Origin of the sequence: Arthrobacter sp. N199823 (assembly GCF_002929705.1) — a bacterium.
Classification (GTDB): Bacteria; Actinomycetota; Actinomycetes; order Actinomycetales; family Micrococcaceae; genus Specibacter.
This window is the reverse complement of record NZ_PJIN01000005.1, coordinates 276,328-288,816: the sequence shown is the minus strand read 5'-3', so window position 1 is coordinate 288,816 and position 12,489 is coordinate 276,328. Positions and strand designations below refer to the sequence as shown.

General features: G+C 63.3%; 4 protein-coding genes and 1 pseudogene. 3 read left to right on the top strand and 2 right to left on the bottom strand.

Annotated elements, in window-relative coordinates:
* The first annotated feature begins 174 nt into the window (after positions 1 to 174).
* Positions 175 to 1,587: pseudogene (locus tag CXQ93_RS13280) on the top strand (amino acid permease).
* Between the two features lie 102 nt (positions 1,588 to 1,689).
* Here CXQ93_RS13280 and CXQ93_RS13275 read toward each other — a convergent pair.
* On the bottom strand, positions 1,690 to 4,071 hold the full coding sequence (locus CXQ93_RS13275; protein ID WP_104110903.1) for a beta-galactosidase: 2,382 nt from the start codon (positions 4,069 to 4,071) through the stop codon (positions 1,690 to 1,692).
* Positions 4,072 to 4,366: 295 nt separating this feature from the next.
* Between CXQ93_RS13275 and CXQ93_RS21265 the strand changes: the two genes are divergently transcribed.
* Together CXQ93_RS21265 and CXQ93_RS13265 are read left to right on the top strand one after the other, a co-directional pair.
* A complete protein-coding gene (locus CXQ93_RS21265; RefSeq protein WP_104110902.1) occupies positions 4,367 to 9,856 on the top strand; it encodes a GDSL-type esterase/lipase family protein in 5,490 nt (1,829 codons plus the stop codon).
* 222 nt (positions 9,857 to 10,078) lie between these two features.
* A complete protein-coding gene (locus tag CXQ93_RS13265) occupies positions 10,079 to 11,338 on the top strand; it encodes an FAD-binding oxidoreductase (protein WP_104110901.1) in 1,260 nt (419 codons plus the stop codon).
* Between the two features lie 47 nt (positions 11,339 to 11,385).
* Here the strand turns inward: CXQ93_RS13265 and CXQ93_RS13260 are convergent, their stop codons facing one another.
* The gene (locus tag CXQ93_RS13260; RefSeq protein ID WP_104110900.1) at positions 11,386 to 12,420 is read right to left on the bottom strand and encodes a LacI family DNA-binding transcriptional regulator; all 1,035 of its coding nucleotides are present in this window, start codon (positions 12,418 to 12,420) and stop codon (positions 11,386 to 11,388) included.
* Positions 12,421 to 12,489: the final 69 nt, after the last annotated feature.

Sequence of the window (12,489 nt, the reverse complement as noted above, 5' to 3'; positions counted from 1 at the left end):
GTCTCTTAAAGGCAAATTCAGTGCACCTGCACAGATTTCCAGAGAAGATTTTGGGGCTATGGACAAAGGGTGGAGCCGCAGGCCGTTTTAGGCTGAATCGTCCCCGTGATCCAACTCACGGACTTGCTGCGGCAGTGTCGCCGCATCCGGGCACCCGAAGAGGAAGTTTTTCACATGCAGTCAGAGCAACAATTATCGAAGACCCTCAAACCCCGCCACCTGTCCATGATTGCCATTGCCGGAGTCATCGGCGCCGGACTATTTGTGGGTTCGGGTGCCGCCATTCAGCAGGCCGGTCCCGGCATTTTGGTTGCGTACGCGGCAGCTGGAGTCGTGGTCATCCTCGTGATGCGGATGCTGGGCGAAATGGCAGCGGCGAATCCTGAAACCGGGTCCTTTTCCACCTACGCAGACAAGGCGCTGGGGCGATGGGCCGGATTTAGCATTGGCTGGCTGTATGCCTGGTTCTGGATCATCGTGCTGGGTGTTGAGGCCACGGCCGGAGCGGCCATCATGCACCGTTGGCTGCCGGAAGTTGAGCAGTGGCAATGGGCGCTGATTCTGATGGTGTTGCTGACGTTGACCAACGTGACCTCTGTGAAGTCCTACGGTGAATTTGAATTTTGGTTTGCCTCCGTCAAAGTGGCCGCCATCATTGTTTTCCTCTTGCTGGGTGTCGTTGCGATCCTCGGGTTCTTGCCCGGGGTCGACGCGCCAGGACTTTCAAACCTCACTGGTAACGGTGGCTTCTTCCCGAGCGGTCCGGGTGCCGTCTTGGCGGGTGTCTTGGTGGTTGTGTTTTCCTTCTTCGGTGCTGAGATTGCCACGATTGCCGCCGGCGAGTCCGAGAACCCTGTGGATGCGGTGAAGAAGGCAGTGAAGTCCACGGTGTGGAGGATCTTGATTTTCTACATTGGCTCTGTTGCAATCGTCGTGACGTTGCTGCCGTGGAACGATGCTTCGGTGGCCAAGAGCCCCTACGTGGCGGTTATTGAGCTGTTTGGTATTCCCGGTGCCGGCACCATCATGGACGTAGTTGTCTTGACCTCCGTGCTTTCCTGCCTGAACTCTGGGCTGTACACGGCGAGCCGCATGCTGTTCTCCCTGTCCACCCGCGGCGATGCGCCCAAGTCCTGGCGGAAGATTTCCAAACGCGGTGTCCCCGTCAGTGCAGTTCTCGCATCTACCGTGGTGGGCTTCGTGACAGTGGGCCTGAACTATTTGGCCCCGGACACCGTGTTCCTATTCATGGTCAACACCTCCGGTGCCATCGCCTTGTTCGTGTGGCTCGTGATTGCCGTTTCCCAGTTGATTTTGCGACATCGGATGGGCGCCGCGGCGAAAGAGCTCGACTTGAAAATGTGGTTCTTCCCGTAACTGACCTGGCTTTCCATTGCGGCAATCTCGGCCTTGATCATCGGCATGGTGATTGTTCCCCAGACCCGGGAAGCGTTGCTGCTGTCGGTGGGGTTGGCGGCCATAGTGGTTGCCATTGGCGTCTACCGATACCGCAAGGGTGGCGGCGGTCGTCCTGCCGATGTAGTGCTTGGGGATGAGCTCGGGAATGAAGTTGAGTCCCTCACCTAAACCTAGGCCCAGCCCCACCCATAACTGATACGCAATGGATGGCGAGAATTCCTGAATTTTCGCCATCCATTGCGTATCGGTTTGTGGGGTCAAGGAGCCTGCCTAGGCGAGAATTAGTCGGATTGAGCCTTGGTGCAGGATGCTTACATCTGTGATTTCAAGTGTTGTGTGCCCAGGCCTGATGGACTCGTCTACGTAGATCGGGGCGTCAGGGTTGAAGGGGAACGCCTGGATGGCGAGTCCGTGGCGCAGCAGCTCGTCCCGGTGTTCCGTGAGGTCGATGTCCCAGGACAGGCCGTTCCAGTAGTTGTCGGAGAGCACTTGCCCGTCCAGCAGGGCTCTTGCGGCGTCTCCTGTCCACGTGATCCGCAGGAGGTTTTGCACTCCCTCCGGCATTTGATCGGCGGCGAAGTCAAGATGAAAGTGGGCTGCGTGGTCGTAGTCCGCATCCACCGGTGCGGCGGCACGATTCTGGGTTCCTCCGATGCGTACGGGCGCCGGTCCGGCGGCAGCTTTCCGGAGCTGCGCCGGGAGCGTTGTTGCCAGGGAATCGGCTGAAACGTCCACCGAAAACATGCCGAACGGCCCACTGTCCTCCAACTTTTTGACGGTGGATCCCACCTGATCGGGCGACGCCGTCACGTGATCCACGGGAGGGTAGATGCCAATGTCCTGGCGGGGCGCCGTGACGTCCAACCGCAGTACCGCGTCCGTGGCCAGCAGTGAATCGGCCAAGAAAATCCGGCTTGCCCCTGCGAACTCCCCTGTCCAAAGGCGCAGGGCGTCCTGATCGTCAACGAGCAGGATGCACACGCGGTCCGAGACGGGCAGTTCAACTGGGCTGGACCCCGGCGGAACCGTCAGCTGCAGCGTTTGGAGGTGGCCGCCGTCGTCCGTGGGAAGAGCGATCTCAAACTCGGCGTCCACGCCCTCGGTCCGGGAAAACACAAAGCAGGTCCGCGGCCCAACCGGCAGGCTCGTGATCAGCTGGGTGGTGGTGCGCAGCAGTGTGGCGCCATCGCCCAGCGGCAGGTTGAACGGCCACACGAAATGAGCACCGGCGGCAATCGTGGTGGGGTGCCGCGGAACGGTGAGCTCCCCGCCGTCGGCCAACTCGATGGTGAACTGGATGCCCTCCTTGGCGGCCAGAGCATCGGTGGAGGGCTGGTGGTTGTTGACGAAGATGAACCCGGCTCGGCCGTCGCTGCGCACGGACCAGCGGAGCGTCTCGGCGTCGTCAAGGCCGGCAGGGATTGTCTCCGGCAGCGTCATCGGCATCCGGGCGAGGTCCGGGCCCGCCTCCGCAAGGAACAAATGCTGCGCCCGCAGCCGGTGGTAGGACTCCCTGAGCTGGCCGTGCTCGCCCAGCGGCGCCTGGAAGTCGTAGCTAATGACGGGCAGGTCATTGGGGTAGCCAGTGGCCTGGGACTCCTGCAATGCTGACAGTTCGCCCATACCCTGGGACGCGCCGTGGAACATGTAGTAGCCCTGCCACGTGGAGCCGCTGCCGATCTTGGTGAGGGCCAGGGCGGAAACATCCGAGGCAGGAATGATGGGCCTGCGGTGATAGGCCGAGGGCATGCCGCCGCCCAGTTCGCAGGTGGCAAAGGGGGCCGTTGCCTTCTCAGTCTCCGGACCGGTGGCGGCCGTGGGGCGCAGGTCCGCCCCGATGGAGTGGTCGTCGCGGATGTGGCTGAAGAAGTAGTGCTTCCGGCTGCCGCGGGCCCACCCGGGATGGGCGTCCTCCCAGAAAGCTTCGGGGTAGCCGCCGTAGAGCGGCATCACCTCATCGGCCGGCAGTTGTGCGCCGCCCCAGGCCGTCGCGGTCCACAAGGGTGCGTGCATGCCAAACTCCTGGGCCATTTCCTTCAGGGTGAGGATGTGTTCGGGCTGGTCGTACAGCTCATTCTCCAGCTGCAGGGCAACGATGGGTCCGGTGGAGCCGGTTGTGTTGCCGGCGCCGTCGGTACTGGTGCCGCCCGTGCCCCCGATGCTGTGGAATAGGCCGCTGAGCTGGTGTGAAATCTGGGCAAAGAAGGGCCGCACATGCTCCAGATAACCGGGATCGTTGCTGCGATGGTGGACGGGCAGCGCCTGGAGCCAGTCGGGAAAGCCGCCATTGCGGGCCTCACCATGAGCCCACGGCCCAATGCGGACGACGGCGTCCAGGCCAACTTCCGCGCAAAGCTCCACGAAGGCGCGGAGATTGCGGTTCCCGGACCAGCGGAAGATGCCTTGGCGTTCCTCGTGATGGTGCCAAAAAACGTACGTGGAAACCACTGTGATGCCGCCCTGTTTCATGCGTTCCAGCCCGGTCCGCCACTTCCCGGGATCCTGGCGGCTGAAGTGGTATTCACCCATGACGGGGAGCCAGCCGGCACCGTCCCTGATGAGGTGCTGGCTGTTGGCTCCGATTCCGGCGGAGCCCATGCGGAGCTGCCCGGTTGTCGGGGGTTCTGGCAGGCGGACAGTGGCGTGAAGCATGAGTTCCTTTGGCGCTGGTCGGGTAAACGGTTTCCGTCATGTGGCAACTTGCTTGCGGAAAACTCTTGTGAACGCTCATAAAGCATGGTTGTATCGATTCAGATGTGGGCTACCCCACATTATGCCCCAAGGAGATGCCGCGTGCAGCGGCCGCCGGTTCCAAGGCGCCCGAGGGCAGACAAATGCTGCTCGGTGTCCGGGTTTTCTTACGGACTAATTCTGAATCGATACAAAATCTGGATCGATCCGCCACCTGAGCCCGCCCAGCGAAACCTTCGAATCAAGGAGTGATGCCATGCAAGCCCCACCCAAACATCGATATCCCGTGAGATCGGCCATTGCCGTGACCGCGGCTTGTGGCATGGCCCTTCTGGGCCTGCCAGCCGTATCCGCGGCGGAAGCCGAGAGCTGGTCCTTTGACTTCGGCACGCACTCCAGCCCCGTCGGATCTGGATGGACCGGCGTAAACGAGGGGACCCTGTACACCCAGGACGCCGGTTTTGGAATTGTTCCCGTTGACGGTGTGGAGCCCGTTTCCCGCCACCGCGGCATGACCCCCGCCGACGATGTCAATGACGACTTTGTACTCGGCGCCGCCTGGGGGTTCGCCGTGGACCTGCCCAATGGCAGCTATGACGTGGAGATCCGCTCGGGCGACCAGCTGGCCGGAACCTCCACGACCAAAACCAAAATCTCCCTGGAAGGGGCGGCGGCCGGCACCATTCAGGCCCGCCAGGCCGTTGCCACGGAGAAGTGGCAGACAACCGTTGCGGACGGCCAGCTGACCATTGACGTCACCGGCGAAGGTGCCGGCGGCTATGTCAATGCCATCGTCATCACGACCGCCGACGGCGGAACCTCACCCACCACGGAGCCCGAACCCACGGATCCGCCGGCGTCCGCGCTGGCGGCACCAACGGCGGTGCGCTTGGCCCACGTGACTGACACTGCCGTCATGTTGCGCTGGAACGAGGTCAAGGACGCCGCTGGCTATGTGGTTTCGCGGTCGGACGCCGTTGACGGCAGCTACACCCAAGTGGCCGAAACCACCGGCGACGTTTTTGCCTCGGACACTGTAGACACCACCAAAACCCACTATTACAAGGTCCAGACCAAGGATGCCGCCGGCCTGTCACAGCCCTCGGCAGCTGCCGTCTCCTCCCTGGCCGGTGCCCCCGCGGAATTTCCGACGGCGGGAACCCTCACCTTTGACTTTGGCAACGGAGCAGTTGCCGCCAACGCAGTGGGCATTGACGCCAAAACTGCCTACACGGCGGAAAACCGCGCCGGCTTTGTCAACCCTTCCGCCACCACCGCAAATGACAGGGGTGGCAGCGACGCCCTCCGCAGTGACTTCGTCACCGTTGGAGATACGGAATTTGTGGTTGACCTGCCCAACGGCGACTACACGGTTGACCTGATTGCAGGAGATGCAACTGGCGCCACCGATATTTCCATAACGGCCGAGCAGATGGCCAAGGTCCAACAGACAGCAAAGACCGCGGGAAACTTCCTGGAGATGTCGTTCGACATTGCAGTGGTGGACGGCCAGCTGAACCTGGACTTTGGCGGCACGGCCGCCAACCTCAACGCCCTGGTCCTGACCCAGAAGTCGCCCCGCCAGGCCGGCGCCTCACCCACGGTGTGGGTCACCGGTGATTCCACCGTGCAGAGCTACACCTCCGACTATGCCCCGCAGGCAGGCTGGGGGCAGATGCTGGAGCGCTACCTTTCCGACGGTGTCACTGTTGAAAACAAGGCCATCGGCGGGCGCAGTTCCAAGAACTTCATCAGCCAGGGCCGCCTCGACGAGGTCCTGCGCGGCATCCGCCCCGGGGACTATCTCTTCGTCCAGTTCGGACACAACGACAACAGCAAGGGCGTTGACGACAGGTACGCGGCGCCGGCAGACTTCGCCGAATACCTGCGCACCTACGTGGACGGCGCCGTCCAGCGCGGGGCAACCCCCATCCTGGTGACCCCGGTGTCACGGCGTTCATTCGATGCTGAGACGGGCAAGTTCAACGTGTCCTTCCCCGAGTACGTTTCCGCCGCCAGCCAGCTGGCCGCGGAAACCGGTACCGGACTTGTGGACCTGTCCGCCTCGTCGCGGGCCTACCTGGACAGTGTTGGGCCCGAAGCTGCCCTGTCCGTGTTCCTGCACGTTCCGGCTGGGGTCTACCCGTCCCGCCCGTCGGGAACAGCGGATGACACCCACTTCCAGGAATACGGAGCCATCCAAATGGCCCGCCTGGTCGCCGCCGACGTGGCGAAGCTCGACATCCCCCTGGCTGCGCAGGTGGTGGAGGCGGAAGCACCCGCCGCCGTGCCAGCGGCACCGGCCACGCTCGTGGCAGGATCCGTTTCCAACGCGGGGGCACAACTGACCTGGGGTGCTGTCGAGGGGGCCGACATTTACAAGGTCTTCCGCAAGGATGCCGACGCCGCCGAAGACGCCTGGGCCATGGTGGCAACATCCACGCTGCCCCAGTCAACCGTGGGCAACCTGGCCGAAGGCGCCTCCTATGATTTCCGGGTGGTGGCCATGAACGCCAAGGGCGACTCTGCGCCGTCGAACGTGGTGCGGGTCCTGACCAAGGCCCCGCTGTACAAGTTCGATGTCCAACTGGCCGGCAACCCGCTCATGCCCGGCTACCTGGAAGCCAGCGAAAAATCCCTGTACAGCAAGGAGCAGGGCTGGGGCTTCCTCAACATCGACGGGCTGGGCGGTCGTGACCGCGGCATTGGATACGACCCTGCCCCGAACGACCTGGAGCGCGATTTCCTGCTGCCCTCATCGGCACACGAGTTTGCCGTGGACGTCCCCAACGGCAGTTACGCCGTCAAGACATACAACGGCGACTGGATCGGCACCTCAAAATCCGATGTCCGCATTGAAGGCAAGGATTTTGGTGCCTCCAACGCCGGCAAGGGCTCGGTCTCTGCCAAGCTCAGCCAGCCCGTCCAGGTCCTGGACGGACAACTGAACATTGTCATGGGCGGCAGTTCCTCGCGCCTTAACGGCATCGAAATCACGCCGCTGCTGCTGGCGCCGGGTGCGCTCGCCGCCACGGACGTCTCCATTGGTGCCGAATTCGCCACCGTCGCACTTGCCTGGACCGGCACCGACGCGGGCAGCTACCGCGTTTACCGCAAGTCCAGCACCGCGGAGGCGGCCGAACCGCTTGGGGAGGCAACGACGTCGGAATTCACCGACAGCCTGGCCGAGATCGGCTTGGACTACAGCTATTACGTGGTGGCCCTGGACCTCTCCGGAGCCGAATCCGTGCCGTCCAACACCATCGAGGTGGCAACCGTTGACGCCTCCGTGGCCAAGGCAGCCGTTCCCGGCCAGCCCGTCCTGGGAGCCGTCAACAAGAACGACGTGTCCCTGTCCTGGCCCAAGGCGAAGGGCGCCCTGTTCTACCAGATGTTCCGCGCTGACGCGAAGGCTGATGGCAGCTTCGGCGACTTCAAGCTGCTGGGCCGTGCCGGGGAAGCCGGCTACACAGACTCCACTGTGCTGACAACCATCGCGTACAAATACGCCGTGGCTTCCGTCAACGGAGGCGGCGTCTCGGAGAAATCCGAGCCGGTCACCACCGAAGCGGTGACCACCCTGGTCCGCCAGGCAGAACGCCTCGACCGGGCGCCTGTCGCAGCGGCCACCGAAAAGGGTGTCTACGTGGGCTGGCGCATGCTGGGCCTGGACCCCGAAGCCATTGCATTCAACGTCTACCGCGACGGCGTGAAGGTCGCCGACGGGCCGGTAATCGGCAGCACCAACGTGCTGGACGTCGGCGGCACCTCCGCATCGAGCTACCGGATTTCCACCGTGCTCAACGGCGCCGAACTGTGGGCCACCGAGGCCTTCACCGTGTGGGATTCCCAGACGCTTGACGTGCCGCTGGACAAACCCGCCGACGACTACACCAAGGACGGCCAGCCTTACACCTACAGGGCCTCGGATGCTTCCATCGGCGACGTTGACGGCGACGGCAGCTACGAGATCATCCTGAAATGGGATCCGTCCATTTCCAAGGACAACTCCCAGGGCGGCTACACCGGAATCGTGTACGTGGACGCCTACAAGATGGACGGCACCAGGCTGTGGCGCATTGACCTGGGCAAAAACATCCGGGCCGGGGCGCACTACACCCAGTTCCAGGTCTATGATCTGGACGGCGACGGCAAGGCCGAAGTCACCCTGAAGACGGCCGACGGTACCGTTGACGGCGCCGGAACCGTGATTGGCGATGCTCGGGCCGACTACCGAAACTCCGGTGGTTACGTGCTGACCGGACCCGAATACCTCACGGTGTTCAACGGCGAGACCGGTGCTGCAATCGACACCATCAACTACACCCCGGAGCGCGGGGATGTTGGGGCCTGGGGCGACACCTACGGAAACCGCGTGGACCGCTTCCTGGCCGGTGTGGCACACCTTGACGGTGAGCACCCCAGCGTGGTTTTCAGCCGGGGCTACTACACCCGCACAGTGGTTGCCGCCTATGATTTCGACGGCACCTCGCTGAGCGAGCGCTGGGTGTTTGACTCCAACCTGGCAGGCGATGAGTACCGAGGACAGGGCAACCACCAGTTCTCGGTGGCCGACGTTGACGGGGATCAGAAGGACGAGATCGTCTTCGGCTCCATGACTCTCGACGACGACGGATCGGCTCTCTACAACACGAATCTGGGCCACGGCGACGCACTCCACGTCTCCGACTTTGACCCGTCGCGTCCCGGTCTGGAGGTGTTCGCAACCCATGAGGAGGCGCCCTCCAAACACGGCATCGGGGCAACGTTCCGTGACGCTGCCACCGGCGAAGTGCTCTGGTCGATTCCGGCCATCAAGGACACCGGCCGCGGCGCCATGGCCGACATCGATCCGACGCATCCCGGTGCGGAAGGGTGGGCCATCGGCGGCGACGCCGCATGGAACTCACCCGTGGGGCAGCTGATGGCCGCCAACGGTGAACTCATCAGCACCAGCATCCCGGCCGCCAACTTCCTCACCTGGTGGGACGGGGACCTCCTGCGGGAAGTCACCGACCATGCCTGGACGGAAGGAAGTCGCACCGGAGTTCCCACCATCTCCAAATGGGATTGGACCACCAACACCGCCAAGGAGATCTACCGCGCTGAAGGAACCCTGTCCAACAACGACACGAAGGGCAACCCGACGCTCCAGGCCGATCTGTTCGGTGACTGGCGCGAGGAAATCGTGACACGTTTGGATGATTCCTCGGCACTGCGCATCGCCACAACCTTGGATCTGACCGACCATCGGCTGCGAACCCTGCAGTCGGACCCGGTCTACAGGATGGGCGTGGCCTGGCAGAACACCGCCTACAACCAGCCGCCCCACACGTCCTACTTCCTGGGTGAAGGGATGACGGTGCCCGCAGCGCCGAGCATCTCCTACACTGGAAGCGAACCGGAGCCTGGGGAAGCCGTCAACCCGGAGCCATCCATCACCCCGGAACCGGCCGACAAGCAGACGCTCAAGAAGGACACCGAGATCGATCTCGGGTTGGGGTCCGCGAAGTTCCCGCGCGGATCTTCCGAGGTGACGCTGAAGAATCTTGCCGCCGGCGAGTGGTTCTTCGTTTACCTGAACGAGAGCGGGCTGGGCTGGCACAAGGCACTGGACGATGGCACAGTCTTGGTGACCACGCCTGACGACACCCGCCCCGGAGACAACAAGATCGTCCTGTTCGATGAGGCGGGCAGCCTCCATGGCTGGGCTGGCTTGAAAGTCACGGGGCCGCCTGTGAAGTAGTGCCCGCAGAATCAACGTCCCGACCTCAATAATCTGACCCGCAGAACACGACGAAAACACGAAAAAATCTTGAATTTTCGCCGACTTCTGCGGGTCGGTTGTTTAAGAATGCAGGTCGGTTGTTTAAGAAGGGGTAGCGGTGGTTTGGGGGAATCCGTAAACGAGATTATGTTGGGAATAGCGCCGGCAGCGAGCCGGCTCTTCGCGCGAGGAGTGTGAATCGTGGTCAGTGCAAAGGCGCCTGAACATGTAGTTGTAGTTGGTGCGGGAATCATCGGTTTGTCCACCGCCTGGTACTTGCAGGAACAGGGCATCAAGGTCACGGTGGTTGACCGCGGGGAAGTGGCGTCGGGTTCGTCCTGGGGCAATGCGGGCTGGCTGACACCGGCACTGACGTTGCCGCTGAGCGAACCATCCGTGCTGACGTACGGGCTCAAGGCGATGCTAGATCCTGCGTCGCCGCTGTACATTCCGTTCTCCACCGATCCCGCCCTGCTGAAATTCCTGCTGGGCTTTGCCCGCAACTGCACGCCGGGCAAATGGCGGGCTGCCATGGCGGTCTTTGCCGAGATCGGACGCACCGGGATCGACGCCTTCGAGGAAATGGCTGCCGGCACACCCTCCGTCGCCGAACCAACCCACCCCGCCGAGCCCTTCCTGACGGGCTTCGCCTCGCTCAAGGACCGCGACGCGCTGGTCAAGGAATTCCATGTCATCCGGGAGACCGGCGGCCAAGTGGACTTCAATCTCATGAGCGGGGCAGAAATCCGTGACCTTGAACCAACGCTCGGCACGGGCGTGGTGGCCGGCATCGCCATCAGCAACCAGCGCTTCATCAACCCGCCGGCGTTCATGGCCTCGCTGGCGAAAACCGTGGTTGCCCGCGGCGCCACCCTGACCACCGCCTTCACCGTGTTCGACGTGCGTGACACCGGAACCGGCGTGGACGTTATTGGCTCCGAAGGCCGCCTGATCAAGGCCGACGCCGTTGTTCTCGCCACGGGTGCGTGGCTGGGGACGCTAGCGCGCAAGTTCGGTGTCAAGCGCGTGGTGCAGGCAGGCCGCGGCTACAGTTTCACAGTGGTCCCCGACGCCATGCCCAGCCACCCCATCTACTTTCCCGCGCAACGCGTTGCCTGCACGCCGTTGGGCGACAGGTTCCGGGTGGCCGGCATGATGGAATTCCGCGACGCGGACGCGCCCCTTGATCCGCGGCGCATCAAGGCGATCGTGGAGGCCGCCTTACCCATGTTCACAGGCATCAACTGGGAGGACAGGGCCGAGGAATGGGTGGGCTCGCGGCCCTGCACCACCGACGGATTCCCGCTGGTGGGCGCCACCAGTTCACCCCGCGTGCATGTGGCAGGCGGGCATGGCATGTGGGGTATCGCCTTGGGCCCGCTCACCGGAAAGATGGTTGCCGCAGGACTGACGGGGAACACCCCGCCCGCCAGCATCCGGCACTTCAACCCGCTGCGCTGATCCCCGGTGGCTCCCCAATCTTGCGAGCTCGAGGCGCGGCGCCCCGACTACTCCGGGGTGCTGGCCGTGATCTTTGCCGGCACCCCGGTGCTGCCCCGCACCACAATGTGGGGTTCAAAGACCCGCAGTGAATCGGCGCTGTCAGTGCCGTTGAGAAGGTCGCGCATCTGCTGCCACGCGTGCTCGCCGACGTCCATGATGGGCACGGCCGCCGTGGTCAGGGGAGGGGTGGTGAAGCGGGCAAATGGAATGTCATCGAAGCCGGTCACTGAAATGTCCTCCGGGACCTTGACCCCGCGTTCATTCAGGCCGCTGAGCAGGCCCATGGCCGTCAAGTCGTTGAAGGCAAGGATGCCTGTGGCGCCGGATGCAACGACGTCGCCGGTGGACTCGTGGCCGTCTTCAAACGTTGATCCATTGTGGAGGATTACCAGGTCAACGTGCGGGTGGGTCTGCTGGAAAAGCTCCAGCCCGGCCAGGCGCAAGGCGTTGGACGCACTGCTTTCCGGGCCTGCCACGTAGGCGATCTTGGTGTGCCCAAGACCTGCCAAATGTGTGGCCAGGTCTTGAATGCCGCGGCCGTAGTCCACCATGACGCTGGGATTGCCAGGCGCCTCAGTGGAACGGTTTACCAGCACCATCGGGTGCAGGCTCGGTGCCAGCTCCTCAAGCTCCGCAGCACTCATGCGGGGGGCACACAGCACCACCCCGTCGCACCGGCGGCGTGCCTCGCCGGCCAGAACGGCCTCCTCACTGGACACTTCGGAGGAGTCTGCGATGAGGACACGGTAGCCGTCCTGGGCCGCAGCACGGCTGACGCCCCGCAGTACGCCCTGGAATGTTGGGTTGCCGAGATCGGGCACGACGACGCCAATGGTGTCGGTCTTGCCGCGCGCCAGGTTTCGGCCCATCGGGTTTGGCTGGTACTTCAGCTCGGTCGCGGCGGCCCGGACCCGCTCCGCGATTTCCGGATCAACGCTGAAGTTTCCGTTCATGACGCGAGAGACGGTTGCCAGGGATACGCCGGCCTGCTTGGCAACGTCGGCTATGCCTACGCGGATGGGGCGGACTCGCTTGGCCATGATGGTTCCTTACGGCTCGAATGTGACGTGTTAAATATCGCGGTGTAAATGCCTGGCCTTGACGGGATG